Here is a 25,073-nt window from a genome sequence, read left to right as displayed (position 1 = left end):
TCAACCGATGGCCCTCCCTCCCCGGCGTGCGGCCATCCCCCGAACCCGGAACACTGCGGAAAAACCCATGAACTCTCGCGAACAACACGACCGGATGGCGAATGCGATCCGTTTCCTTGCCATGGATGCTGTCGAGAAGGCCAATTCCGGTCACCCCGGTTTGCCGATGGGGATGGCTGATGTCGCCACCGTTCTCTTTGGCAAATATCTGCGCTTCGACCCGAAGAACCCCCGTTGGCCGGACCGCGACCGTTTCGTCCTGTCGGCCGGCCACGGCTCGATGCTGCTTTATTCGGTTCTTTACCTCACCGGCTATCCGGACATGACGATCGATGAGCTGCAGCGCTTCCGCCAGCTCGGTTCCAAGACCGCCGGCCACCCGGAATATGGTCACGCCACCGGCATCGAAACCACGACCGGCCCGCTCGGCCAGGGCATTGCCAATGCCGTCGGCATGGCGATCGCCGAACGCAAGCTGCGCGAGGAATTCGGCGCCGACCTGCAGGATCACTACACCTATGCCATGTGCGGCGACGGCTGCCTGATGGAAGGCATCAGCCATGAGGCGATCGCGCTTGCCGGCCACCTCAAGCTCAACAAGCTGATCCTCTTCTGGGACAATAACTCCATCACCATCGACGGCGCCGTATCGCTTTCGGATTCGACCGACCAGGTCGCCCGCTTCAAGGCCGTTCACTGGAATACGATCGAAATCGACGGTCACGACCAGGCCGCCATCAGCGCCGCCATCGAAGCGGCTCACAAGTCCGACCGCCCGACGTTCATCGCCTGCAAGACGATCATCGGCTTCGGCGCTCCGAACAAGCAGGGCACCCACAAGGTTCACGGCTCGCCGCTCGGCGCCGAGGAAATCGCCGCCACCCGCGTCGCACTGGACTGGCCCTACGAGCCCTTCGTCATCCCGAACGACATCCTCGGTGAATGGCGCGCCGCCGGCGAGCGCTCCATCGGCACCCGCGAAGCCTGGGAAGGCCGCCTTGCCGCCGCCGATGCGGCCAGGAAAGCCGAATTCAACCGCCGCTTCGCCCATGAGCTGCCCGCCGGCTTCGATACCGCCATCAGCGACTACAAGAAGAAGCTTGCCGAAACCAAGCCGACACTTGCGACCCGCAAGGCCTCGGAAGACGCTCTCGAAATCATCAACGGCTTCATTCCGGAAACGCTTGGCGGTTCCGCCGACCTGACGCCGTCGAACAACACCAAGACCAGCCAGATGAAGTCGATTACCCCGACCGATTTCTCCGGCCGCTACATGCACTGGGGTATCCGCGAGCACGGCATGGCCGCCGCGATGAACGGTATCTCCCTGCATGGCGGTCTCATCCCCTACAGCGGCGGCTTTTTGATCTTCTCGGATTATTGCCGCCCGCCCCTCCGCCTCGCAGCCCTGATGGGCATCCGCGCCATCCACGTCCTGACGCATGATTCCATCGGCGTCGGCGAAGACGGCCCGACCCACCAGCCGGTCGAGCAGGTCGCCAGCCTGCGCGCCATCCCGAACTTCCAGCTGTTCCGCCCGGCGGACGCCACGGAAACGGCCGAATGCTGGCAGATCGCCATCAAGACCACCAACCGTCCGTCCGGCCTCGCGCTGACCCGTCAGAACCTGCTGGCCGCTCGCACGGAATATAGCGAGAAGAACCTCTGCGAACTCGGCGCCTACACGCTGGCAGGCAATGCCGACGCCAAGGTAACGATCTTCGCTTCGGGTTCCGAAGTCGAACTCGCCGTCGCCGCTCGCGCCGTTCTGGAAGGCAAGGGCGTCTCCACGCGCGTCGTTTCCGTCCCCTGCACCGAACTCTTCTTCGAGCAGCCGGACGCCTACCGCAAGGATGTCATCGGCAATTCGCCGGTCAAGGTCGCTGTCGAAGCCGGCGTTCGCGAGGGCTGGGATGCCTTCATCGGCCCGGAAGGCGCCTTCATCGGCATGAAGAGCTTCGGCGCTTCGGCTCCGTACAAGGACGTCTACAAGCACTTCGGCATCACGACGGAGGCCGTTGTTGCTGCCGCCGAGGCAAAGCTTTCCTGAGGGCGCTGACAAGCGCTCTCAAATCCAATAGATAAACACCCTGAGTGAACGGGAGTGAATTTCAATGACTGTAAAAGTTGCTATCAACGGCTTTGGCCGCATCGGCCGTAACGTTCTGCGTGCAATCGTCGAATCCGGCCGCACCGATATCGAAGTCGTTGCCATCAACGACCTCGGCCCGGTCGAGACCAATGCTCACCTGCTGCGTTACGATTCCATCCACGGCAAGTTCCCCGCCGAAGTGAAGGTCGAAGGCGACACGATCATCGTTGGCGGCGGCAAGCCGATCAAGGTCACGGCGATCAAGGACCCGGCAACCCTGCCGCACCGCGATCTCGGCGTCGACATCGCGATGGAATGCACGGGCATCTTCACCGCCCGCGACAAGGCCGCCGCCCACCTGACGGCCGGTGCCAAGCGCGTCATCGTTTCGGCTCCTGCCGACGGCGCCGACCTGACCGTCGTTTTCGGCGTCAACCACGACCAGCTCACCAAGGAGCACCTGGTCATCTCCAACGCTTCCTGCACCACGAACTGCCTGGTGCCAGTTGTGAAGGTTCTCGACGACGCCGTCGGTATCGACCACGGCTTCATGACAACAATCCACTCCTACACCGGCGACCAGCCGACGCTCGACACCATGCACAAGGACCTGTACCGCGCCCGCGCCGCAGCCCTGTCCATGATCCCGACGTCGACGGGCGCCGCAAAAGCCGTTGGTCTCGTTCTGCCGCACCTGAAGGGCAAGCTCGACGGCACGTCGATCCGCGTTCCGACCCCGAACGTCTCGGTTGTCGACTTCAAGTTCGTGGCCAAGAAGGCAACGACGGTCGGCGAAATCAACGAAGCCATCAAGGCTGCAGCGAACGGCAAGCTGAAGGGCATCCTCGGCTACACCGACGAGCCGCTGGTTTCCCGCGACTTCAACCATGACAGCCACTCGTCGATCTTCGCGACCGACCAGACCAAGGTCATGGAAGGCAGCTTCGTGCGCGTCCTGTCGTGGTACGACAACGAATGGGGCTTCTCCAGCCGCATGTCCGACACGGCCGTCGCGCTTGCCAAGCTGATCTGATCATGGCCTTCCGCCCGCTCCTTCCGACGACGGTCCGCTGGCGTCCCATGGAAGGAGACGGGCTGGAGCATCTCACGATCGTTCCTATCGACAATGCCGGCGTCGCGGCCATCCGCGCCGCCGGCATTATTATTGGTGGCCGTGGCGGCACACCCTACGGCGTCTCCTACCGCATCGACTGTTCCGCCGATTGGGCCGTTCTTTCCTTCTCCGTCGAAACCACCGATGGGCGCCGTCTCGCCCTGATATCCGACGGCAAGGGACATTGGCGCACCGAGGACGGCGCGGCTCTGCCGCAATTCGATGGCTGCGTCGATATCGATCTCTACGGCTCGCCCTTCACCAACAGCCTGCCGATCCGCCGGCTGGAGATGACGCCGGAAAGCGGAACCGCCAAGCTCTCCATGCTCTATATCCCATTCGACACGTTCGAGCCGGTGCGCGACGGTCAGCACTATACCTGCATCGTGCCGGAGAAACTCTATCGCTACGCCGCCGAAGATAGGGATTTCACCGTCGATCTCCCGGTCGACGAGGATGGGTTGGTGATCGACTATCCGATCTATTTCACGCGCGCGGATGTTTGAGCGGCCGTATCGGCATCGAGCTCGACATCGGCATGGGCGCCGTTGAAGTCCACGCACAAGCCTTTCGGTGTGGCCCAAGGCATCATGAGCACGTCATTCGCTATTCATCAATTTAACCGTTTCGGGCGGTAAGGTGATTTATTGTAGATTTCGAAATGCATTCCGGGGTTTCAGTAGCCCAATCGCAATTGCCCCTAAAAACGCCCCAATCTTTGCTCCCTCTGCCCTGCTATGGTCCAGATTTACCAATAAATTTTGAGTCGGAAAGTTTCCCAGGGCATTCCAAGCCGCTTCGCCGTTCTGGCAAAAGCGCATCACACCATGACGTCGCAATCGTCGGAGCGAAGCTTCACTTATAAGGCTCTCCTCTGAACGAGGCCATATTTGCCAATATGGCCGGCAAGACTGCATGATGGGACGACGAAGGGATTTCCGTATTCCGGGCTTTAGGCCCTGACAGCGGCGCGCGGAAAAGGGGAAGAAAAAGGTGGAGGCATTTTACGTCATCGTGCTGGTCAGCACGGTCCTCATTCTCATTGCGGCTTTCTCCAGCCTTATTGCTTTCCGTTTCGGCGCACCCTTGCTGCTGCTGTTCCTCATGATCGGGCTTGCCGCCGGCACCGACGGGCTCGGCATCGAATTCTCTAACAATTATCTCGCCTATATCTTAGGCTCGTTGGCTCTTGCCATCATCCTCTTCGATTCGGGCTACGGCACGCCGATCCAGGCCTTCAAGCTTGCCGCGGCACCGGCGTTGACCATTGCCTCGGTCGGCGTCATCGTCACGGCGTCGCTCTTCGGTCTCGCTTCCACCTGGCTGCTCGGCTTCACCTGGCTGCAGGGCCTGCTGCTCGGCTCGATCGTCGCCTCGACGGATGCGGCCGCCGTCTTCTTCCTGCTGCGCATCGGCGGCATCAATATCCGCGACAAGGTGCGCTCGACGCTGGAAGTCGAATCCGGCACCAACGACCCGATGGCGATCTTCCTGACGCTCGCCTTGGTCGAGCTGCTGGCAAGCGGCGAAGGCTATGCCGGCATCAACCTCGCCATGCTCGCTACCTTCGTCCAGCAGATGGGGCTTGGCGTCATTCTTGGTCTGCTCGGCGGCATGATGATCGTCCTCATCGTCAGCCGGCTGGAGACCGACCGGGGCCTGACACCGATCTTCGTGCTGGCGCTGGCGCTTCTCGTTTTCTCGTTCACCGGCGCCGTCGGCGGCAGCGGTTTCCTCGCGGTCTATGTTGCCGGCATCTATGCCGGAAATCGCAAGATGCCGGCCTCCGCCTCGATCAAGCGCTTCCAGGACGGCATGACCTGGCTGGCGCAGATCGTCATGTTCCTCGTCCTCGGCCTGCTCGCCACGCCGTCGCAATTCCCGGCCATTGCCATTCCCGCCGTGGCATTGGCTCTTTTCCTGATCTTCATTGCCCGACCGATCGCCGTGTGGCTCTGCCTGCTGCCTTTCGATTACACCCAGCGCGAGACCGGCTTCGTCGCCTGGGTGGGCTTACGCGGCGCAGTCTCCATCCTTCTGGCGATCATGCCCATCCTCGGCAACCTGCAGGCCGGCCAGACCTATTTCAACGTCGCCTTCATCGTCGTGCTGGTGTCGCTGCTCGTCCAGGGCTGGACCATCAAGCCGATGGCGCGCCGCCTCGGCCTCATCGTTCCCCCGCGCATGGGAGCGATCGACAAGGTCGAAGTCGACCTGCCCGGCACGGTCAACCACGAACTTCTGTCCTATCGTGTTGTCAAGGATAGTCCGGTTCTGCGCGGCGAGCGCATACCGCGCTGGGCCATGCCCTCGCTCGTCGTGCGCGACGGCAAATCCATGCGTTATCAATATGCCGGCCGCCTGCGCGAAAACGATATCGTCTATCTCTTCATCTCGCCCAACTACTCCCGGCTTCTCGACCGGCTTTTCGCCAGCCGCGCCCCGGTCGATCCCGATGATGCCGAATTCTTCGGCGCCTTCTCGATCTCGCCGCTGCGCCCCGCCGCCGATCTCGATGCGGCCTATGGGCCAGGCCTTCTGAGCGAACAGGAAAAAGGGCTCACCATCGCCGAACTTATGCGCCATCGCCTGGGTGGCAAGGCCGATTATGCGGATCGCGTTCGCCTGGGCGAGATCATCCTCATCGTTCGCGACCTCGACGAGAACGATCACATCCAATCGGTCGGCATGTCGCTCGAAGCGGTGGAGCCGCCCGTCATCCTTCCGATCTTCATCAATCTCCACGATATTTTTAAGAGCATTCGCGCTCATCTGCAAAAGCGCAGGGAACGCCCGGAAGACGGCGTTTCAAACGATTCAAATGCCGGAAAAAACGACGCCTGAATGGCCTTGCGTCTCCGATCATCCGTAGTATGGTCGGCGCACTTTTCGCCACCAACAACATTGGATCCTCCCATGGCAGCCTTCAAAACTCTCGACGATCTCACCGACATCACCGGCAAGCGCGTACTCGTGCGCGTCGACCTCAACGTGCCGGTCAAGGATGGCAAGGTCACCGATGCGACGCGCATCGAACGTGTCGTCCCGACGATTCTCGAGCTGTCCGAAAAGGGTGCCAAGGTCATTCTGCTTGCCCATTTCGGCCGCCCGAAGGATGGCCCTTCCCCGGACCTTTCGCTCGGTCTGATCGTGCCCGCCGTCGAAGAGGTTCTGGACCATGCCGTTCTTTTCGCCTCGGACTGCATCGGTACTCCGGCAGCCGACGCGGTTGCCAAGATGAACAACGGCGACATCCTGCTGCTGGAAAACACCCGCTTCCACAAGGAAGAGGAGAAGAACGACGCAGCCTTCACCAATGCGCTCGCCGTCAATGGCGATATCTATGTCAATGACGCCTTTTCGGCTGCCCACCGCGCCCACTCTTCGACCGAAGGCCTCGCCCACTTGCTGCCTGCCTATGCGGGCCGCACGATGCAGGTGGAGCTCGAAGCCCTGGAGAAGGGTCTTGGCAATCCGGTCCGCCCGGTTGTCGCCATCGTCGGCGGTGCCAAGGTCTCCACCAAGATCGACCTGCTGATGAACCTCGTGAAGAAGGTCGATGCGCTTGTCATCGGCGGCGGCATGGCCAACACTTTCCTCGCCGCGCGCGGCACCAATGTCGGCAAATCGCTCTGCGAACACGATCTCGCCGACACCGCCAAGCAGATCATGATCGAAGCGGCCACGGCCGGCTGCGCGATCGTCTTGCCGGAAGACGGCGTCATCGCGCGTGAATTCAAAGCCGGCGCCGATAACGAGGTCGTGGCGATCGACGCCATCCCGGCCGATGCCATGGTGCTCGATGTCGGCCCGAAGTCTGTTGAAGCCGTCAACAGCTGGATCGGCCGCGCCACGACGCTGGTCTGGAACGGACCTCTCGGCGCCTTCGAAATCGCTCCCTTCGATGCCGCCACCGTCGCGGTCGCCAAATATGCCGCCGAGTGCACCAAGGCCGGCAAGCTGACCTCGGTCGCCGGCGGCGGTGACACGGTTTCGGCGCTCAATCACGCCGGCGTTGCCGACGACTTCACCTATGTCTCGACGGCCGGTGGCGCCTTCCTCGAATGGATGGAAGGCAAGGTTCTTCCCGGCGTCGCCGTTCTGCAGTCTGCCAAGTAAACGAGCCTCTGCGCCATGATTGACGGAAGCCGCGAAAGCCAAGACTTTCGCGGCTTTTCCATGAGTGCTAGGATGACATCCAAAACATTCAAACGGTTGAAATCATTTCAATCGTTTCAATTAGTTAGCCAGCCATTTCCCTCCTTCTACACTTCTGTTATCGCCGATCTATATTGATCCTGTTGCCGACTGAAATCGCCTTGGAGAAACAAAATGAGCGAACGAATTGAAGACATTGCCGTAAAGATGGTTGCTGGTGGCAAGGGCCTCCTGGCGGCGGATGAATCCACTGCCACGAACAAGAAGCGCTTCGACACCATCTCTCTCGTTTCCACAGAAGAGAGCCGCCGCGACTATCGCGAGATGCTCTTCCGCTCCGACGACGCCATGAGGAAGTACATCTCCGGCGTCATCCTCTATGAGGAAACCCTCTTCCAGAAGGCCGCGGACGGCACCCCCTTCGTCGATATCATCAAGGCTGCAGACAGCATCCCCGGCATCAAGGTCGATGTCGGCGCCAAGCCGCTGGCCGGTTTCCCCGGCGAAACCAATACCGAGGGTCTCGACGGCCTCGCCGATCGCCTGGCGAAATATTATGAAGCCGGCGCCCGCTTCGCCAAGTGGCGCGGCGTAATCGCCATTTCCGACACGCTGCCGACCTATGGCGCCGTCAAGGCCAACGCCCACGCACTCGCCCGCTACGCCGCCCTTTGCCAGCAGGCGAAGATCGTCCCGATCGTCGAGCCGGAAGTGCTGATGGATGGCGAGCCCGGCACGCAGAGCCTCGACCGCAGCGAGGAAGTCACTCGCTGGACGCTGCAGATCGTCTTCCAGGAGCTCGCGGAAGCCCGCGTCAAGCTTGAAGGCATGATCCTCAAGCCGAGCATGGTCATCGACGGCAAGAAGGTCCGCAAAGCCTCCGTCGAACAGGTTGCCGAGCGCACCGTCAAGGTTCTGAAGGAAACCGTTCCGTCCGCCGTGCCGGGCATCGCCTTCCTCTCCGGCGGCCAGTCGACCGAAGAGGCGACCGCGCATCTCTCCGCCATCAACTCCGGCTACGATCTGCCCTGGAAAGTAACCTTCTCCTATGGCCGCGCCCTGCAGGACGCCGCGCTGAAGGCCTGGGGCGGCAAGCCGGAAAATGTCGCCGCCGGCCAACGCGCCTTCAGTCACCGCGCCGAGATGAACTATCTCGCCGCCAAGGGCAGCTGGACGAAGGACCGCGAACAGGCTGCTTGATCTGACGCAGCTGTTCGAATGAACAGAGCCTCGGTCGCGATGCGACCGGGGCTTTTTTAGTTTCGGGCAATATCAGTCGGATATTTGACGCTGGGCAAAACATATCTTCTGCAATAAGAAAATGGAGTTGCTTCGACATCGGAAAATAATCATGTCAAACGCATATTATGGAAGCACGGCACAAGCTTGTCCCACTTATAATAGAGGGCTCAATAGAAAGGTTGTCGTATGCTTCCCTGGCGCGGTTTTGTTGCTGTTCTTGCTGTAATCTTCGTTATTCAAATAGATATTGCTCACGCCCAACAGTTGCAGACGGCTGTTCCCGTCTTTTCCCCGACCGGACCGGACGCAGAGGCTTACGGTGAGAAGCTCGGTTATCCCATCGGTCTGCCGCTTAGCGAACAACGGAACATGATCGGCAACTTCAGCCATGCCGACCAGCTTGCGCCAACACACACGATTGCCGCCGCCGAGCATCCGTTACCGTTCTTACGCGCCCCATCCGAGGTTTCGGTCAAGTTCACGTTCGGCACGGAAACTTCCTCCTTGTCGAAATATCTCGACACCAATCCCACAACGGGCTTGCTGATTGCCCACAACGACACGATCCTGTTCGAACATTACCAATACGGCCGCACCGATCGCGACCGCCTTGTCTCGCAATCCCTGGCGAAAACCTTGACCGGCATGATGATCGGCATTGCGATTTCCGAAGGCTCCATTCATTCGATCGACGATACCGTAGAGACCTATGTGCCGGAGCTGAAAGGCACCGAGATGGGCAGCACGCCGATCCGCGCATTGCTGCATATGGCCTCCGGCATTGCCTTCACCGAGAACTTCGGCAATCCCGACGACAACATTCGGCTCAGCAATTCATTGCTCGGCCCGGAAAAACTCGACCCGATTACCGCCGTGTCGCGATTTGACAAGCGGGTCGCCGCTCCCGACACGGTCTGGCACTACAGCAATCTCGACACCGAAGGGCTGAGCCTGGTCCTGACCCACGCTACCCACATGACGATGTCGGACTATCTCCAATCCCGGATGTGGCAGCCGATGGGCGCGGAAGCCAGCGCGAATTGGCAGGTCGACAGCACGGGCAAGGAGGTCGGCTATTGCTGCTTTAGCGCGACACTTCGCGACTACGCCCGCTTCGGCATGCTGCTCGCCCATGACGGTGCCTTGAACGGCCGGCAGATCATACCGCGCCAATGGCTGCTCGATGCGACGCAGCCGGTTAAGCAAGGCTCGTTCCTCGCAGTCAATCATGAGACGAACCCCTGGGGCTACGGCTATCAAACCTGGCTGATGCCCGGCCCCCGGCGAACGTTCTTTCTGGACGGTCGAGCCGGCCAGCGTATCCTCGTCGATCCGACGACCCATCTGGTCCTGGTCCACACTGCCGTACGTGCCAAGCCCGGCGATATAGGCAGTGCCGAGTTGGTCGAGCTCTGGTCCAGCGTGCTCAAGCAGTTCCAGAACAATTGAAGCAATCCCGATGCGTGCCACAAGCTTGGAACGTCGGGGTAAAGGGCTCTTCTCTTGAAGAGGCCCCTGGCGAACTTGTCACTGGCACAAGTTCTCGCTTCCAGGTTCGGCAGAGCAACGGCTAAATCCTTGCAGATCTACCGAAGCTCTGGAGGCCGCCATGAACACCGTCGCCTATGTCACTGTCGACGTCTTCACATCGGAGCGCTTTGTCGGCAATCCGCTGGCCGTGATCCCGGATGCCCGCGGCCTTGGCGGCGACGCCATGCAGAAGATCGCAGCCGAGTTTTGTTATTCAGAAACCACCTTCGTGCTGCCGCCGGAAAATCCCGATCATACCGCCCGCGTCCGCATCTTCACGCCGACGGCCGAAATCCCCTTTGCCGGCCATCCCAATGTCGGCACCGCTTTCGTTCTCGGGCAACAGCGGGAAATCTTCGGAAAGCCCGCAGGCGACGGGTTGACCTTCGAGGAGGATGCCGGGCTGGTGGAGGTAACGCTGCTGCGCACTGATGGCGCCGTCACCGGCGCTAGCATACGTGCTCCGGCGAGCCTGACGATCGGCGAAACCATTGCCGACGAATTGATTGCGCGTTGCGTGCAGATCGACCCGCAATCGATCCGCAAAGCCACGCATGCCCCGACCTTCGCCTCGGTCGGCTTGCCCTTTGCCTTGGCGGAGCTGGATAGCCTCGAAACGCTCGGAAAGGCATGGCCGAATGCGGCTGTTTTTGCCGAAGCGGCTACGCGCCACAAGGAAGACGAGACTGGCTTTTCGCTCTTTCTCTACGTGCGCTCGGCCGACAATCCGTGGCATATCCGCGCCCGCATGTTCGCGCCCCTGGACAACGTCACGGAAGACCCGGCGACCGGCAGCGCTTCCGCGGCCCTCGGCGCTTATCTGACCTCCCTGCTGCCGGCACCGGATGCGGAGGTGAAAATCACCATCGAGCAGGGCGTGGAGATGGGAAGACGCAGCGTCATCGGCATCGAGGTCAAGAAAACCGCCGGCACGGTAAATGAAGTCTTGCTGTCGGGCAGCAGCATCCATGTCATGCGCGGCGAAATCCGGCTTTAGGCAACCTCAAGCGAGCTTCTAAAAGCCTGAACCCAGCCCCACAACGCCCTAAAACGCCTCGTTGATGACCAGCGCCACCGTCCAGATGGCAAAGGCGAAAATCGCGATCTTCCAGAAATCGGCACGGCGCTTCAGTCCCGGCAATCCCAGGGGCTTGATGATGTGCACCGCCATAGCGAGCAGAAGCAGCACCGCGATGGCTTTTGTCACGCTCTTTTTCCCCATTTTCGCAAGAGTGAGAGCCGCCGCGACCAAAAACCGCTGCATAGCTTTCGCGTTCATGCTGTAATCGCCACAGGACGGACATCTTTCCGCGCCAACAGACTGTTTCTACAGGCCGATAGCGGCAATCCGGGACACAATCAATAGTGAAAACAGGCAGGGCGGGATCCTGTCTTATCGGTTCCTTAAGCGGAGCCGCATGAAGGTGGGGAGCATGAAAAGAAATATTTTGCCCGTACTCGCTCTGCTGTTCGGCACGCTCTTCCTCTTTACGGGAAACGGCCTGCATAGCTTGCTGCTGCCCGTACGCGGCACGGCCGAAGGCTATGCGACGACGACGCTCGGCCTGCTCGGCACCACATGGGCCACCGGCTTCGTGCTCGGCTGCCTGACTGCGCCGAAGCTGGTGAGGCGCATCGGCCATGTCCGCGCCTTTTCAGGCTTCATTTCCGTCATCGCCATCATCGCGCTTTTGACCGGCATCGTCGTCGACCCGATCTGGTGGGTGGCGCTGCGCGCCGTCACCGGCTTCTGCACCGCCGGCACCTCGATGATCATCGAGAGCTGGCTCAACGAGCGCGCCACCAATGAGAGCCGCGGCGCAATCTTTTCGCTCTATATCGGCATCACCCTCATCGGCGCGGTTGCCGGCCAGATGATGGTTCCCTTTGCCGACATCCACACGCCCATCCTCTTCATGATGTGCGGCATCTGCTATTGCGTCGCCATGCTGCCAACCACGCTATCGACCGCCGCCTCCCCGCAGCCGCTCAAGGCCGTCAGCCTCGACCTGAAGGCGCTCTACCGCAATTCGCCGGTCGCCTCGATCGGCATCCTGCTCGTCGGCATAGCCAACGGCGCCTACGGCACGCTCGGCGCCGTCTTCGGCGCCAATGCCGGCCTTTCCCAAAGTGATATCGCGCTGATGATGAGCTTGACGATCTTTGCGGGTGCCGTCATGCAGCTGCCGGCAGGCCGCCTTTCCGATCGCATCGACCGCCGCTATGTGCTGGCGGGCATGGCCGCCGTTGCAGCGCTCGACGGCCTGCTGCTCTTCCTGGTGAAGCCCGGCAATCCCGCCTTCCTTATCGGCATGGTGGTGATCTATGGCGCGGTCGCCAACACCCTCTATCCGATCGCGGTTGCCCATGCCAATGACTTCGCCGCATCGGAAGATTTCGTCAAGGTTTCCGGCGGCCTGCTGCTGCTCTATGGCATCGGCACCATCATCGGCCCGACGCTCGGCGGACCGGTCATGTCCTCTATCGGCCCCTACTCGCTGTTCTTCGTGACGGCCATCGCTCATGTGCTGATCACGGCCTATTCGATCTTCCGCAGCCGCATGCGAGCCGCCAAGCCGGCGGGCGATCGCGACGCCTATACGACCATGCCTTCAGCCAATGCGCAGATGATCACGCCGGAGAGTATGGCGCTCGCGCGGAGTGAGACTTCAAAAAAGGACGATATAACTGTAAATTACGGCACCTGATCCCCCAAAAGGGAAAGGAGGAGCCGAAATGAGCTTATTCGACGATGATCGTCCGCAGCAGCCGTCAGCCCATGAAATAGGCAGCGATCTGTCGCTGCTATCCGTGGACGAGCTGAAAAACCGCATCGCATTGCTCCAGGGCGAGATCGCCCGGCTGCAAGAGGAAATGGAAACCAAGGCATCCGGACGCAAGGCGGCGGAGAGCCTCTTCCGTTTCTGAAGCACTGCTCCAAGGCGCTTGGCGGCGGCACGAGATCCGTGCGGCGCAGCTCGCGATCAAGGCATGCTCAACCGAATATTAAGCTTTACGACATATTACTATAATTATCCAGATTCGCTCTGGACTCAGACAGTTCCTCCACTTGGCGAATTGGTCTGATTTTTCTCCCTGTTTTACCTTGAGAGCCGCTTTTGCGGCTCTTCTTTTTTCATCCTGTGACACCACCTCCATCGAAACTGTGGAGATTAACCCTTTCTTAAGAATCGCCTTGCGGATTTCAGTTAAAACCAGCATCCTAAAGTCATAAAAGCGGATGCCGAAAGCTCTTAGGGACTTGACCGGCTTTTCCTGAACAAAAGTGTTGCGTGAAGCAGGGATTTATTCAATGTCGGAACTTGGGTTGAACACGATCAGCTTTGCTGGCCATGCCGCGTCTTCGGCGCAGTTCAGGGCACTGTATTCTGAAGGCATGTCGCTGGTCGAGGAAACCGCGGGCTATCTCGACGGCCAGGGCCGCGCTGCCTCCAAGGTTCTGCCGCGCATGGCTTCCGTGCTCTACGCCGCCGAATCCATGCGGCTGACGACCCGCCTCATGCAGATGGCGTCCTGGCTGCTTTTGCAGCGCGCCGTCAACAATGGCGAAATGTCGCGTGACCAGGTGCTGGCCGAAAAGAACAAGGTTCGTCTCGACGGCTTCAACGTCGATCGCAGCGCGCCGGGCTGGAACGATCTGCCGGAAGCGTTCCGAGATCTGGTCGAGCGCTCGTTGCGCCTGCAGAATCGCGTCGCCATTCTCGATCGCGAAATCTATCGTCCGACCGAGGCCGCCATCGTTCCCGACAACCAGAATAGCGTCAAGGCACAGCTGACCCTGTTGCAGACAGCCTTTGGCAGCAACTGAGCCGTTCTAATCATCTGCTATGAATTTGAACCGGTCGCGCCTGGCGCGGCCGGTTTTCTTTTGGACAGCCATCCCGCACTTGGAAAAGCGACACGCGAAGTTAAGCTCAGAGTAGAAACCGGGCCAAGCTTGACGGTTTGCGCGAAACATCTGTAAAAAAGAGTACCCCGCCTCTCTCAAGGGATGGGCAAGCCGATATCGAATGTGCGTGGAGGACCCAATGCGCCGACTCACTTCTCACGAAAATCAAATCCGAAATTCTGAGAAGATGATGGACCATGCGCACATTGAATCTGGGCATTCTCGCCCATGTAGACGCGGGCAAGACTAGCCTAACGGAACGACTCCTTTTCGACACCGGTGTTATCGACAGGCTCGGCAGCGTCGACGCCGGCAATACGCAGACCGATAGTCTCGAACTCGAAAGACAGCGCGGCATCACCATCGCTGCGGCGGTGGCTTCCTTTACCATTGGCGATGTGGCGGTGAACCTCGTCGACACGCCAGGCCACCCGGACTTCATCGCCGAGATAGAACGGGTCCTGCAATTGCTCGATGCGGCCGTCGTCGTCGTTTCGGCAGTCGAGGGCGTGCAGCCGCAGACCCGTGTACTTGTCCGGGCCTTGCGGCGCCTCGGCATCCCCTTCGTGTTCTTCATCAACAAGGTCGATCGCCTCGGCGCGCGTTATGATGACGTTCTCGATGATATTGCGACCCAGCTGGCGGTCCGCCCGGTTGCGATGTCGACCGTGCGCGATGCCGGCAGCAGGCTCGCCGCTGTGGAAGCAGCCGATATCGGAGCCGATCCTCATTTCTCGCGCCTATGCGAGGTGCTTACGGTCAACGATGAGGCCCTGCTGGCCGATTATGTGCTTCATCCGGAGCGTCTGACGCGACAAAGACTGGAGCCCCTCCTTGTCGATCAGGTGGCGAGAGCTCTCATTCACCCGGCATTTGCCGGTGCGGCCACAAGGGGCCTCGGTATCCCTACCCTGATCTCGGCGATCGAGACCCTGCTTCCCAGCCGCCTCCCGAATCCTGATGGTCCGGTCTCCGGGAAAATCTTCAAGATCGAGCGAGGATGGGGCGGGGAGAAGCTCGCCTATCTCTATCTGGCGTCAGGCACGATCGGACTTCGTGACGATCTCGAACTCCCGAACGGCTTGGCAAAGATCAGCAGCCTTCAGCTTTTCCGGGACGGCCGAGCGGACAAGGTCACGCAGGTCAGCGCGGGACAGATCGCCAAGGTCGGCGGGCTCGCGAATGCCCGCATCGGCGATTGGGTCGGCACCGAGACGTCACCCGGCACTCTTCGTCATTTTGCGCCCCCCACTCTGGAAACCCACATCCGTCCGATGCGGCCCTCCGAAAACGCGGCACTGTGGCTGGCTCTTGGCCAGCTCGCAGAGCAGGATCCGCTCATCAACCTGCGCGCCAATGAAGAAACCGGCGACATATACGTCTCGCTTTACGGCGAGGTGCAGAAGGAAGTCATCCAGGCAACGCTGTCGAGCGAGTTCGGCCTGGATATCGTCTTCGAAGAAAGCACCGTCATCTATGCCGAGAGGCTGGTCGGAACCGGAAGCGCAATTGAGCTGATATTCAAGGAGCCCAATCCGTTTCTCGCAACGGTCGGATTGCGCGTCGAGCCGCGGCCGGAAGGCGCCGGCAACAGCTTTGCTCTGGAAGTGGACGTCGGCCAGATGCCCGCAAGCTTCTATCGAGCGGTCGAGGAGGCCACTTTCGAAACACTGAAGGAAGGTCTTTTCGGTTGGCAGGTCATCGATTGCCACGTCGCCATGACATCGGCGCGCCAAAGCTCGCCAGCCACGACCGCTGTGGATTTTCGCAAGCTGACGCCGCTGGTGCTGGCATCGGCGCTTTCGTCCGCGCGCACGGTCCTGTGCCAGCCTATCGAGCATTTTCATATCGAGATACCGGCAATGGCACTCGCCGGCATGCACAGCCTGCTGGCAAAATCCGGCGCATCGATGAGAAAATCGCTGATCGACGAGGGACTGGCCCGGCTGGAAGGCACGGTGGCATCGGCGATGATCCAGAATATTCAAAGGCAGTTGCCGGGATTGTCGGGCGGAGCGGGCGCTTTGGATCACGCCTTCGACCACTATGCCCCGCTGGCCGGTCCGCCACACTTACGGGAGCGCGCGGGTGCCAACCCGTTCGATCGCGCCGACTACCTGCGGCGCGTGCGATGAGCGCCGAGGCGACATACCCAACACAAAAAAGCCCGGCAAAACCGGGCTCTTTTCAAGCGGCAAATCGCAATGCGATTAGATGCCGAGACCACCGAAGCGCTTGTTGAACTTCGAAACACGGCCGGCACGGTCCATCAGCTGCTGGTTGCCGCCGGTCCAAGCCGGATGGGACTTGGAGTCGATTTCGAGGTTCATGACAGCGCCTTCAGAACCCCAGGTCGAGCGGGTTTCATATTCGGTACCGTCGGTCATGACTACCTTGATCGTGTGGTAGTCGGGATGAATGTTGGCCTTCATAACAATCTTCCTGTCATGCCAGGGTCCATTTGTCGCAAGCCATTGCGGCAACCGAACCGATTGAATAAATGAAGCCGCAGTCCGTTAAAGGCCACGGCTTCCAATTAAGATGGCGTGCCTATACATGAAGGCAGCGGCGATAACAAGGGGCGAAACGTCAAGTCCCTTTGCTGATATGGGGATAGGAGACGACTTGTCAGAGACTGGCCAGGCAGAGGAAAAGAAAACCCGTTCGATCCGTCCCCTTGGACGATTGACGCCATACCTCAGGCGATATCGCGGCATGGTGGCCGGAGCGCTTGTCTCGCTCGTCCTTGCAGCCGTCACCTCGCTTGCTCTGCCGGTCGCTGTGCGCCGCATGATCGATCACGGTTTCGATGAGGCCGACTGCGGACTGATCGACAGCTATTTCATCGCGATCATGGGCATGGCCCTGGTGCTCGCCGCGGCGAGCGCGCTGCGCTACTATTTCGTCATCTCCATCGGCGAACGCATCGTCTCGGATATGCGCCGCGAGGTCTTTGACCACGTCACGCGGCTGTCGCCCTCCTTCTTCGACGTCAACCAGTCCGGCGAGATCGTCTCGCGGCTGACGGCCGACACGACCCAGATCAAGTCCGCGGTCGGCGCTACTGCCTCCGTCGCGCTGCGCAACCTCATCCTCTGTCTGGGCGCCGTGATCATGATGATCATCACCAGCCCGAAGCTTTCGAGCATCGTCCTGATCGCCATCCCGATCATCGTGCTGCCGCTGGTCAGCTTCGGCCGCTCCGTGCGCAAGCGCTCGCGTGCCGCGCAGGATACGCTGGCGCAGGCATCGGCCTATGCCAATGAAACCATCGCGGCCAACCGCACCATCCAAGCCTATAACGGCGAAATCGCCGCCTCGCAGCGCTATGGCAATACGGTCGAGGATGCCTATCAGGCGGCGCGTGCGGCGATCAAATCCCGCTCGCTGCTGACGGGCTTCGCCATTGCCATGATCTTCGGCAGCATCGTCGCCGTTCTTTGGGTCGGGGCGCAGAATGTGCTTGCCGGCACCCTGTCGGCCGGCACGCTCGGCCAGTTCCTGCTTTACTCCGTCATCGCCGGTTCCTCGCTCGGTTCGCTGTCGGAAGTCTGGGGCGAGCTGTCGCAGGCCGCGGGCGCTGCCGATCGCCTGGGCGAGCTGCTTGCCGAGGTTTCGCCCATTGCCGCTCCGGCCAATCCCCTGCCCTTACCGCAGCCGCCGCAGGGCCGCGTGGATTTCTCCGATGTCCACTTCTCTTATCCATCACGACCCGGGCGATCGGCGCTGCATGGGCTCTCCTTCTCGGTGAAGCCGGGCGAGACGGTCGCGATCGTCGGGGCGTCCGGCGCCGGGAAGAGCACCATCTTCTCGCTGCTGCTGCGCTTCTACGATCCGCAGAAGGGCCAAGTCGCCATAGATGGCGTCGACGCTCGCGATGTTCTGCCGGATGCCTTGCGTGAGCGCGTCGCCATCGTGCCTCAAGACACTACGATCTTCGCCGCTTCCATCCACGACAACATCGCCTTCGGCCGCCCGGATGCCTCTCGCGACGAAGTGCGCGCCGCCGCCATCGCCGCACAGGCGGACGAATTCGTCTCGCGCCTGGAAAAGGGATATGACACGCAAGTCGGCGAGCGCGGCGTAACCCTCTCCGGCGGCCAGCGACAGCGCGTTGCCATTGCCCGCGCCATCCTGAAGAATGCGCCGATCCTGCTGCTCGACGAGGCAACGTCCGCCCTCGATGCGGAAAGCGAAACCCTGGTGCAGAAAGCCCTGGAAGGCCTCATGGAAACACGCACCACTCTCGTCATTGCCCATCGCCTGGCGACCGTGCTGAAGGCCGACCGCATTCTGGTGCTGGATCAGGGCCGTATCGTCGAGGAAGGCACGCATCAAAGCCTGATCCGCCACGGCGGCATCTACGCGAAGCTTGCACGCCTGCAGTTCGATGCCGGCATAGAGGAACACATGCTTATCGCGAAATAGCATGTGCAGTATCCCGTTGCCGCAAATACAACCATATGGAAATAACTTTGAAGTTGAGCTAGATTTTCCGCGTTATCCCGCGCTGACGCGATTCTAGGAGACGTGAACCATGTATAAATTTGAAGTCTACAAGGACAAGGCTGGCGAGTTTCGCTTTCGCTTCAAAGCCTCGAACGGCGAAACCATGTTCGGTTCCGAAGGCTACAAGGCGAAGGCTTCGGCTCTGCATGCCATCGAATCGATCAAGGCTCATGTCGGCGGCGCCGTCATCGACGACCAGACCACCGCAACCGCCTAAGACTTCGCGTCAAGCATCTGCTGTGAAGCCATGTCCGGCCGGCTGCCCCTTGGGCATGCCGGCCGTTTTGATTTTTCGGTCATGAATTTCAAAAATCTTTCCGCGAGTGTCGAATTCGCCCGGGCTCACGGCTCATTATATCGAAGCGGCAGGAAGCCGTTTCGCCAGCGGTGTTGTATATTCCGGCATTGAGCTTTGCAGGTACGCCGTCCGGCCATCGTCAAAACTGCCAATCGGAGACTTATCTCATGCAATATGCTTTGATCATCCGTGAATCAGCCGAGGATTTCGAGCGTCGCGCCGATCCGACCTATAAGAACGGCTGGGTTGCCTACACGCAGGCGCTTATCCAGGCCGGCATCATGACAGGAGGCGCGGGGTTGACCGCGCCGGAGACCGCAACGGTCGTCCGTCGCCAGGGCGAGGACCATGAGGTAAAGGACGGTCCCTTCCCTGACGGCAAGGAGCAGCTTGGCGGCTTCTACCTGATCGACGTGCCGGATCTCGATGCCGCGCTGGAATGGGCTCTGCGCATACCGATCTCCCAGCAAGGCTCGGTCGAGATACGGCCGCGATTGCAGATGTAGCCATCATGGCATTGGATGCCCGACGCGCTGCCGAGCAAGCGGCGCGTCAATCCTACGGCAAGCTGATTGCTTTTCTCGCCGCGCGTTTCCGCGACGTGCCGGCGGCCGAGGATGCTTTGTCCGATGCGATCGCGGCAGCGCTAAGTACCTGGCCGGAACGCGGCATCCCCGACAATCCGGAAGCCTGGCTGCTGGTTGCAGCCAAGCGCAATCTCCTTCGCCGGGTCAGGCACGAGAACGTCAGGGCCGGAGCGCGCGACAGGATCATGATGGCCTTCGAAGAAGCGGAGGAACGCATGAATACCGACAACTCCGCCTTTCCAGATGAGCGCTTGAAGCTTCTCTTCGTCTGCGCCCATCCGGCTTTGGATCGCTCGGCTCACACCCCGCTGATGCTGCAATCCGTACTGGCGGTCGATGCCGCAACCATCGCCCGGGCCTTCCTCGTTTCGCCGCAAGCCATGAGCCAGCGGCTGGTGCGTGCAAAAATCAAGATCCGCGACGCGCATATTCCTTTTATCGTTCCCGAGCGGTCCATGTTGCCGGACCGACTGGAGAGCGTGCTCTCGGCGATATATGCCGCCTATGGCCTCGGCTGGGACGGGGTCGACGGAGAGATCGGCAAGCAAGGCTCGCTCGCGGAAGAAGCCATCTGGCTCGGCCGCACTCTGCTTGCGACCCTGCCCCAGGAACCGGAGGCGGCGGGCTTGTTGTCGCTGATGCTCTACAGTCAATCCCGTCGGGAAGCACGGCGCGACGCGAATGGACACTATGTCCCTCTCGACCAACAGGAAATGGCCCTTTGGGATACCGGAATGATCGCGGAAGCCGACGATCTGCTGCGAAAGGCTGGTGCATTCGGGCGTTTCGGTCCGTTCCAGTGCCAGGCCGCGATCCAGTCCGTGCATGCCGACCGGCGACGTTCCGGCGCGACGGACTGGGCCGCACTGGCCAAGCTCTATGAGGCGCTTGTGATCATGAAGCCGACAGCCGGCGCCCGCGTCAGCCACGCGGCGGTGACAGGCAGGGTGGATGGTCCGGCCGCCGGGCTGGCGCTCCTTGACCGGATAGCCGAGCGCGAAATCGTCAACTATCAACCCTATTGGGCCGTGCGCGCCCACCTCTTGACGGAGGCGGGAGATATGAAAAACGCCTCCAGCGCATATCGCAGCGCGATCGGCCTCAGCGATAGCGAAGCCGTGCGGCAATTCCTGCAGGCACGCCTCGATAGCGTCGCATCGCCGGAGCGATGATCGATTATTTTTCCGTCAGCTTCAGCTCGATGCGCCGGTTGGTCGCGCGTGCGTCCGGCGTATCGCCGGGTGCGATCGGCTGGAATTCGCCGAAGCCGGCCGCAACAAGCCTGTCGGCGGGGACGCCCTGCGCGATCAGGAACTTGACGACGGCGATGGCGCGCGCCGACGACAGCGCCCAGTTGTCCGCATAGCGGCCATTGCCCGAAAGCGGCGCATTGTCGGTGTGGCCATCGACGCGCAGCACCCAATTGATCTCGGGCGGAATTTCCTTGGAAAGATCGATGAGAGCCGCCGCAAGCTTGGTCATCTCCGTCTGGCCGGCCGGATTGAGATCGGCCGAGCCCGATGGGAACAGCACTTCGGACTGGAACACGAAACGGTCGCCGACAATGCGGATATTGTCACGATCGGAGAGGATTTCGCGCAAGCGGCCGAAGAAATCCGAGCGGTAGCGGTTCAGTTCCTGCACACGCTGCGCCAGCGCCACGTTGAGGCGCCGTCCAAGATCGGCAATCTTCACCTGCGACGACTGGTCCTTGGACTCGGACGCCTGAAGCGCTGCCTCGACGGCGGCGATCTGGCTGCGCAGGGCGGCAATCTGCTGATTGAGGAGATCGACCTGGGTGAGAGCCCGCGCACTCAACTGCTTCTGATCATCGAGCTGCTGCGACAGCGTACCGGCCCGCTGCTCGGCGGCCTGGCTGTTGCCGGAACCTGCAGCAAGCATGGACTGCAGGCGCGAACGCTCGCTTTCCGCCGATGAAAGGGAGGCCTGCAGATTGGCGACGGTATCTTCCAGATCCTGCTTGCCGTTCTTTTCCAGCGCCAGCTGTTCCACAAGATCGTTGATGCGGCTGTTGAGGCGGTTGAGGACCTCGTCACGCCCGGAGATTTCACGACTGAGGATGAATTGGCCGACGACGAATACCGTCAGCAGGAACATGATGGCCATCAGCAGCGTGGACAGCGCGTCGACGAAGCCGGGCCAGTAGTCGACGCTTCTCTGGTGGCGTCGGTTGCGGGCGAGCGCCATGGCTTACTTGCTCCCGGTCTTCTCGGTGTGGCCGATGCGGTCCGCAAGGCGATCCAGCGTGCGGCGCATCGATTTCGCCTCTTCCTGCTGCGCCTCGATCCAGTCACGCAGCATCTGCTGTTCGTTGCGCATGTTCTTGACCAGGCCCTGAATGCCTTCGGCGAGGTTGGCCATGGCGGTTACCGAGCGCTGACCACCACCTTCCTCGGCGATCTTGCGCAGATAGTCCGACAGTGCCCGCACATCCTCCGAAGAGGCACCAGCCGCGCCTTCGATGACGGGGGCGATATCGGAGCCAACATCGGTGACCGACGAGAGCCAGTTTTCAAGCTCGGTATAGAAACGGTTCTGCGCGCGGCCGGCCTGCAGGTCGAGGAAGCCGAGGATCAGCGAGCCGGAAAGGCCGAGCAGTGACGACGAGAAGGCCGTGCCCATGCCGACCAGCGGGCCGGAAAGGCCGCTCTTCAGGGCGCTTAGAATATCGCCGGTGCCGCCGGTGCCGACATCGAGGCTCTGGATGACGTCGTTGATCGAGCCGATCGTGCCGATCAAACCCCAGAAGGTGCCGAGCAGACCCAAAAAGACCAGCAGGCCGATGAGATAGCGCGAAGTATCGCGCGATTCGTCGAGGCGCGTGGCGATCGAATCGAGAATGGAGCGCAGTGTCGCCGTCGACAGCTGCATCGCGCGGCGGTTGCCGAGCAGCGCCCGCATCGGCGCGAGAAGCCGTGGATTGCGGCCGACCTTGTCCGCATTGCCGACGGCGCGGAAATGATTGAACCAGCGAACCTCCGGCCTCAGCATCAGCACATGATTGAAGACCAGCAGGATGCCGACGGCCAGAACGCCCAGGATCAAGCCGTTGAGACCGGGATTGTGCAGGAAGGCGACCTGGGCCTGACGGAAGAGGATCGCCACGATGAAGCCGACGATGATCAGGAAAAGAACCATCGTCCAGAAGAAGGCCATCGGGCTTGAGAGCTTGTAGGTGTAATTGCCCGATACGTTGTCGGTCGATCCCAGGTCCGACAGATTCACATTTTCCATCACACGCTCCGCCACCGCATTTTCCGCAGGCGGAGACTAGAGCAACATTGTGCCGAATTGAAGAGACGGAAAGCACAAAACAGTCCGTTGGCAACAGACTGTTTTGTCATTCGAAAAAGCGAATGGGGGAATGGCTTACTTCGTCGGGATCGGACGCTTGACCACTTCGGCGAGCGCCTTCTGGATGTGCTCGTTGCCGCAGATGATCGAACTGGTGCCGAGCATGTCGTTGCCGCCATGGAAATCCGAGACGAAACCGCCGGCTTCACGGATCAGCAGAATGCCTGCCGCAACATCCCAGGGAGACAGGCCGGCTTCCCAGAAACCGTCGAAACGGCCGGCGGCGACATAGGCGAGATCAAGCGATGCGGAGCCGAGGCGGCGCACACCGGCGACTTCGCCCATGACGTGGCGAAGCTCCACCAGGAATTTGCCGTGATTGCCGCGGCCGAGATGCGGAACGCCGCAGCCGATGACGCTGTCCGACAGCACGCGGCGCGAAGCGACGCGCAGGCGACGATCGTTAAGGAATGCGCCGCCGCCGCGCTCGGTCGTATAGAGTTCGTCGGTCGCCGGATTGAAGATGACGCCGGCGACGATCTCGTCATTGCGCTCAAGGGCGATCGAAACGGCGAACATCGGAATGCCGTGCAGGAAGTTGGTGGTGCCGTCGAGCGGATCGACGATCCAGCGATGCGCGCCGTCCGTACCCTTGACCTCTTCGCTTTCTTCGCCGAGGAAACCGTAAGTTGGACGCGCCTTCATTAGCTCATCGCGGATGATCTTCTGCGCCTTCAAATCCGCCTGGCTGACGAAATCGCCCGGTCCCTTCACAGAAACCTGCAGGTTCTGCACTTCGCCGAAATCGCGGCTGAGCGACTTACCTGCCTTGAGGGCAGCCTGAACCATGACATTGAGAAGAGCAGAACGGGCCATCGGGTTTCCTTGGATAATACAGAAAGCGCTGACCGGGCGGCCCTAAAGCAGGCCCCGACGGAGCGGGAGCGTCAGCGGAAATAAAGATTGGCGGCCTCAAGACCATAAAATCGGGGGAATTTCAAGTGGTGAGGCTATGGCACGCGCAAACTGACGTCACATCAGGCCCCGTTTCAGCCGGTTTCAGCCTCGGCTGCTATCGCGCGCGACGATACTTGTTCGCGGCGTCGATGGCGGCCTTCTGCTGATAGTCCTCGATACCCTGATAGAAATCCTCGAGCTCCGTGTCCTTCAGACCGGCGCGGCGAGAAATGACGTACCATGTGGCCGCAGCCACCGGATCCTGCTTCGTGCCGATGGCGTTGATATAAAGGTGCGCCAGCTTGTTCTGAGCGACGACATTGCCGCGATAGGCGGCAACCCGCATCCAGTTGAAGCCGTTTTCCAGATCCTGTTTGCCGCCGATGCCGTTGATCAGCCAGAGGCCCATGTCGAGCTGTGCGGTGTCGAAGCCTGAATTGGCGGCGCGCGACAGCCACTCCCGCGCGCGGGCCTTCTTCTCCGGCGGCAGGTCGGGAAGATTGAAATAGAGCTGCGAGACGGCATATTGCGCGTCGGCAATGCCCTGCTCGGCGGATTTCTCGTAATAGGGAAGCGCCATTTGCAGGCCCTTCACGCCCGGATTTTCGGCCGTCAGCATCTGCGCCACGTTGAATTCGGCCGAAGGCTGCCCGGCTTCGGCAGCCTTCTTCATCCATTCATCCGCCTTCTTCTGATCGCGAGGCACGTCGCGACCTTCCATCAGGATCAAGGCGTATTTGAACATCGAGGTCGCATCGCCGCCGTCGGCGGCCTTGCTGTACCAGAAAGCGGCGTCCTTGGTGTCGCGCTTGACGCCCAATCCCTGCGACATCAGCTCGGCAATGAGGGTCTGGGCGGCCGGGTCGCCGAGCTGCGCCCGCGGCAGCGCCCGCTGAAAAGCGGTCAGATAATAGCCGCGCTGGAACGCGCCATAGGCGTCGTCGACCTTGCCCTTGAAGGGTTTTTCCGGCGGCAGGGCAGGCAGGTTGGCGCCCATGCGCTCGAAGACGCCGACGCCTTCCGAAGGCTTGATGTCGCCGTCGGCCTTCGGCTCGGTACCCGGCTGAATCTTCTCGGTCTTGAAGGTGCCGGCATCGGCACCCAGCGGCCGCGTCACGATGCTTTCGTTGGCCGCCGGCGCATCCGGCACGGTGGCTGCGTCATCGGACTGCGCCTGGTCACCGCCCTGACCCTTGTCGTCTGGCCGCGCGCCCTTCTCCGCCGGCGCCGTAACGCCCGGCAGCGACGCAGCGCCATTATCCGATTGCGCTGCAGCCAGCAGTGGAAATACCGCCAGCCCGGCCGTGAGCGCGACGAGTAAAGGTCTGTGGCGGAATCGAGGCTTAGACGACATGAATCGC

Annotated in this window: 22 protein-coding genes; 16 read left to right on the top strand and 6 right to left on the bottom strand. The window is 61.0% G+C overall.

Annotated features, from left to right (window positions below; all coding sequences use genetic code 11):
• Window positions 1–67: 67 nt before the first annotated feature.
• The 8 genes from tkt to HGP16_RS01310 all read left to right on the top strand — a co-directional run bounded on the left by tkt (window position 68) and on the right by HGP16_RS01310 (window position 11,133).
• Window positions 68–2,050 carry a transketolase gene (tkt, locus tag HGP16_RS01345; RefSeq protein WP_168838228.1) on the top strand — a complete coding sequence of 661 codons (1,983 nt, stop codon included), beginning with the start codon at window positions 68–70 and terminating at the stop codon, window positions 2,048–2,050.
• Between the two features lie 64 nt (window positions 2,051–2,114).
• A complete protein-coding gene (gap, locus tag HGP16_RS01340; RefSeq protein WP_168838227.1) occupies window positions 2,115–3,125 on the top strand; it encodes a type I glyceraldehyde-3-phosphate dehydrogenase in 1,011 nt (336 codons plus the stop codon).
• 2 nt (window positions 3,126–3,127) lie between these two features.
• Window positions 3,128–3,712: a putative glycolipid-binding domain-containing protein gene (locus HGP16_RS01335; protein ID WP_168838226.1), complete on the top strand. Its 585-nt coding sequence runs from the start codon at window positions 3,128–3,130 to the stop codon at window positions 3,710–3,712.
• 487 nt (window positions 3,713–4,199) lie between these two features.
• Window positions 4,200–6,050: a potassium/proton antiporter gene (locus HGP16_RS01330; protein WP_168838225.1), complete on the top strand. Its 1,851-nt coding sequence runs from the start codon at window positions 4,200–4,202 to the stop codon at window positions 6,048–6,050.
• Window positions 6,051–6,122: 72 nt separating this feature from the next.
• A complete protein-coding gene (locus tag HGP16_RS01325; protein WP_168838224.1) occupies window positions 6,123–7,325 on the top strand; it encodes a phosphoglycerate kinase in 1,203 nt (400 codons plus the stop codon).
• A 213-nt stretch (window positions 7,326–7,538) separates the two neighbouring features.
• Entirely contained in the window at window positions 7,539–8,564 is a 1,026-nt protein-coding gene (locus HGP16_RS01320; protein ID WP_168838223.1) for a class I fructose-bisphosphate aldolase, read from the top strand.
• Between the two features lie 306 nt (window positions 8,565–8,870).
• Window positions 8,871–10,055, top strand: a complete 1,185-nt coding sequence (locus HGP16_RS01315; protein ID WP_246705493.1) for a serine hydrolase domain-containing protein — start codon at window positions 8,871–8,873, stop codon at window positions 10,053–10,055.
• Window positions 10,056–10,215: 160 nt separating this feature from the next.
• Entirely contained in the window at window positions 10,216–11,133 is a 918-nt protein-coding gene (locus tag HGP16_RS01310) for a PhzF family phenazine biosynthesis protein (RefSeq protein WP_168838221.1), read from the top strand.
• Window positions 11,134–11,181: 48 nt separating this feature from the next.
• Here the strand turns inward: HGP16_RS01310 and HGP16_RS01305 are convergent, their stop codons facing one another.
• Window positions 11,182–11,343 (bottom strand): hypothetical protein, encoded by a 162-nt coding sequence (locus HGP16_RS01305; protein ID WP_168838220.1) that lies wholly within the window; start codon window positions 11,341–11,343, stop codon window positions 11,182–11,184.
• A 226-nt stretch (window positions 11,344–11,569) separates the two neighbouring features.
• Between HGP16_RS01305 and HGP16_RS01300 the strand changes: the two genes are divergently transcribed.
• The 4 genes from HGP16_RS01300 (at window position 11,570) to HGP16_RS01285 (ending at window position 16,181) form a co-directional block, all read left to right on the top strand.
• Window positions 11,570–12,844 (top strand): MFS transporter, encoded by a 1,275-nt coding sequence (locus tag HGP16_RS01300; RefSeq protein WP_168838219.1) that lies wholly within the window; start codon window positions 11,570–11,572, stop codon window positions 12,842–12,844.
• A 28-nt stretch (window positions 12,845–12,872) separates the two neighbouring features.
• Window positions 12,873–13,064, top strand: a complete 192-nt coding sequence (locus HGP16_RS01295; RefSeq protein WP_168838218.1) for a DUF1192 domain-containing protein — start codon at window positions 12,873–12,875, stop codon at window positions 13,062–13,064.
• Between the two features lie 385 nt (window positions 13,065–13,449).
• On the top strand, window positions 13,450–13,965 hold the full coding sequence (locus HGP16_RS01290; RefSeq protein ID WP_168838217.1) for a DUF1465 family protein: 516 nt from the start codon (window positions 13,450–13,452) through the stop codon (window positions 13,963–13,965).
• Window positions 13,966–14,243: 278 nt separating this feature from the next.
• Window positions 14,244–16,181, top strand: coding sequence for an elongation factor G (locus tag HGP16_RS01285; RefSeq protein ID WP_168838216.1), 1,938 nt, complete (start codon window positions 14,244–14,246; stop codon window positions 16,179–16,181).
• Between the two features lie 75 nt (window positions 16,182–16,256).
• Here HGP16_RS01285 and rpmE read toward each other — a convergent pair whose 3' ends face one another.
• Window positions 16,257–16,478, bottom strand: a complete 222-nt coding sequence (gene rpmE, locus HGP16_RS01280; RefSeq protein WP_015341030.1) for a 50S ribosomal protein L31 — start codon at window positions 16,476–16,478, stop codon at window positions 16,257–16,259.
• A 175-nt stretch (window positions 16,479–16,653) separates the two neighbouring features.
• On the opposite strand from rpmE, the gene HGP16_RS01275 reads away from it, so the two are divergent.
• The 4 genes from HGP16_RS01275 (at window position 16,654) to HGP16_RS01260 (ending at window position 20,612) form a co-directional block, all read left to right on the top strand.
• Window positions 16,654–18,474 carry an ABC transporter transmembrane domain-containing protein gene (locus tag HGP16_RS01275; protein WP_409526803.1) on the top strand — a complete coding sequence of 607 codons (1,821 nt, stop codon included), beginning with the start codon at window positions 16,654–16,656 and terminating at the stop codon, window positions 18,472–18,474.
• A gap of 109 nt (window positions 18,475–18,583) precedes the next feature.
• Entirely contained in the window at window positions 18,584–18,772 is a 189-nt protein-coding gene (locus HGP16_RS01270) for a YegP family protein (RefSeq protein ID WP_015341032.1), read from the top strand.
• Window positions 18,773–19,020: 248 nt separating this feature from the next.
• Window positions 19,021–19,359 carry a YciI family protein gene (locus HGP16_RS01265; protein WP_168838214.1) on the top strand — a complete coding sequence of 113 codons (339 nt, stop codon included), beginning with the start codon at window positions 19,021–19,023 and terminating at the stop codon, window positions 19,357–19,359.
• A 5-nt stretch (window positions 19,360–19,364) separates the two neighbouring features.
• On the top strand, window positions 19,365–20,612 hold the full coding sequence (locus HGP16_RS01260) for an RNA polymerase sigma factor (RefSeq protein ID WP_168838213.1): 1,248 nt from the start codon (window positions 19,365–19,367) through the stop codon (window positions 20,610–20,612).
• 4 nt (window positions 20,613–20,616) lie between these two features.
• Here the strand turns inward: HGP16_RS01260 and HGP16_RS01255 are convergent, their stop codons facing one another.
• The 4 genes from HGP16_RS01255 to HGP16_RS01240 all read right to left on the bottom strand — a co-directional run bounded on the left by HGP16_RS01255 (window position 20,617) and on the right by HGP16_RS01240 (window position 25,066).
• The gene (locus HGP16_RS01255; protein WP_168838212.1) at window positions 20,617–21,648 is read right to left on the bottom strand and encodes a peptidoglycan -binding protein; all 1,032 of its coding nucleotides are present in this window, start codon (window positions 21,646–21,648) and stop codon (window positions 20,617–20,619) included.
• A gap of 3 nt (window positions 21,649–21,651) precedes the next feature.
• A complete protein-coding gene (locus HGP16_RS01250; protein ID WP_168838211.1) occupies window positions 21,652–22,695 on the bottom strand; it encodes a MotA/TolQ/ExbB proton channel family protein in 1,044 nt (347 codons plus the stop codon).
• A 135-nt stretch (window positions 22,696–22,830) separates the two neighbouring features.
• Window positions 22,831–23,631, bottom strand: coding sequence for an inositol monophosphatase family protein (locus HGP16_RS01245; protein WP_168838210.1), 801 nt, complete (start codon window positions 23,629–23,631; stop codon window positions 22,831–22,833).
• Between the two features lie 196 nt (window positions 23,632–23,827).
• Window positions 23,828–25,066 (bottom strand): tetratricopeptide repeat protein, encoded by a 1,239-nt coding sequence (locus tag HGP16_RS01240; protein ID WP_168838209.1) that lies wholly within the window; start codon window positions 25,064–25,066, stop codon window positions 23,828–23,830.
• Window positions 25,067–25,073: the final 7 nt, after the last annotated feature.

Origin of the sequence: Rhizobium sp. P40RR-XXII (genome assembly GCF_012641405.1) — a bacterium.
GTDB lineage: Bacteria > Pseudomonadota > Alphaproteobacteria > Rhizobiales > Rhizobiaceae > Rhizobium.
This window is presented reverse-complemented; position numbering and strand designations above follow the sequence as displayed.

Bases quoted from the DNA above. Each gene is read 5' to 3' on its own strand.
- HGP16_RS01285 (WP_168838216.1), top strand. From the start codon at position 14,244: ATGCGCACATTGAATCTGGGCATTCTCGCCCATGTAGACGCGGGCAAG.
- HGP16_RS01265 (WP_168838214.1), top strand. From the start codon at position 19,021: ATGCAATATGCTTTGATCATCCGTGAATCAGCCGAGGATTTCGAGCGT.
- HGP16_RS01270 (WP_015341032.1), top strand. From the start codon at position 18,584: ATGTATAAATTTGAAGTCTACAAGGACAAGGCTGGCGAGTTTCGCTTT.
- rpmE (WP_015341030.1), bottom strand. From the start codon at position 16,478: ATGAAGGCCAACATTCATCCCGACTACCACACGATCAAGGTAGTCATG.
- tkt (WP_168838228.1), top strand. From the start codon at position 68: ATGAACTCTCGCGAACAACACGACCGGATGGCGAATGCGATCCGTTTC.
- HGP16_RS01310 (WP_168838221.1), top strand. From the start codon at position 10,216: ATGAACACCGTCGCCTATGTCACTGTCGACGTCTTCACATCGGAGCGC.
- HGP16_RS01295 (WP_168838218.1), top strand. From the start codon at position 12,873: ATGAGCTTATTCGACGATGATCGTCCGCAGCAGCCGTCAGCCCATGAA.
- gap (WP_168838227.1), top strand. From the start codon at position 2,115: ATGACTGTAAAAGTTGCTATCAACGGCTTTGGCCGCATCGGCCGTAAC.
- HGP16_RS01255 (WP_168838212.1), bottom strand. From the start codon at position 21,648: ATGGCGCTCGCCCGCAACCGACGCCACCAGAGAAGCGTCGACTACTGG.
- HGP16_RS01250 (WP_168838211.1), bottom strand. From the start codon at position 22,695: ATGGAAAATGTGAATCTGTCGGACCTGGGATCGACCGACAACGTATCG.
- HGP16_RS01260 (WP_168838213.1), top strand. From the start codon at position 19,365: ATGGCATTGGATGCCCGACGCGCTGCCGAGCAAGCGGCGCGTCAATCC.
- HGP16_RS01300 (WP_168838219.1), top strand. From the start codon at position 11,570: ATGAAAAGAAATATTTTGCCCGTACTCGCTCTGCTGTTCGGCACGCTC.
- HGP16_RS01240 (WP_168838209.1), bottom strand. From the start codon at position 25,066: ATGTCGTCTAAGCCTCGATTCCGCCACAGACCTTTACTCGTCGCGCTC.
- HGP16_RS01335 (WP_168838226.1), top strand. From the start codon at position 3,128: ATGGCCTTCCGCCCGCTCCTTCCGACGACGGTCCGCTGGCGTCCCATG.
- HGP16_RS01320 (WP_168838223.1), top strand. From the start codon at position 7,539: ATGAGCGAACGAATTGAAGACATTGCCGTAAAGATGGTTGCTGGTGGC.
- HGP16_RS01325 (WP_168838224.1), top strand. From the start codon at position 6,123: ATGGCAGCCTTCAAAACTCTCGACGATCTCACCGACATCACCGGCAAG.
- HGP16_RS01245 (WP_168838210.1), bottom strand. From the start codon at position 23,631: ATGGCCCGTTCTGCTCTTCTCAATGTCATGGTTCAGGCTGCCCTCAAG.
- HGP16_RS01275 (WP_409526803.1), top strand. From the start codon at position 16,654: ATGGGGATAGGAGACGACTTGTCAGAGACTGGCCAGGCAGAGGAAAAG.
- HGP16_RS01290 (WP_168838217.1), top strand. From the start codon at position 13,450: ATGTCGGAACTTGGGTTGAACACGATCAGCTTTGCTGGCCATGCCGCG.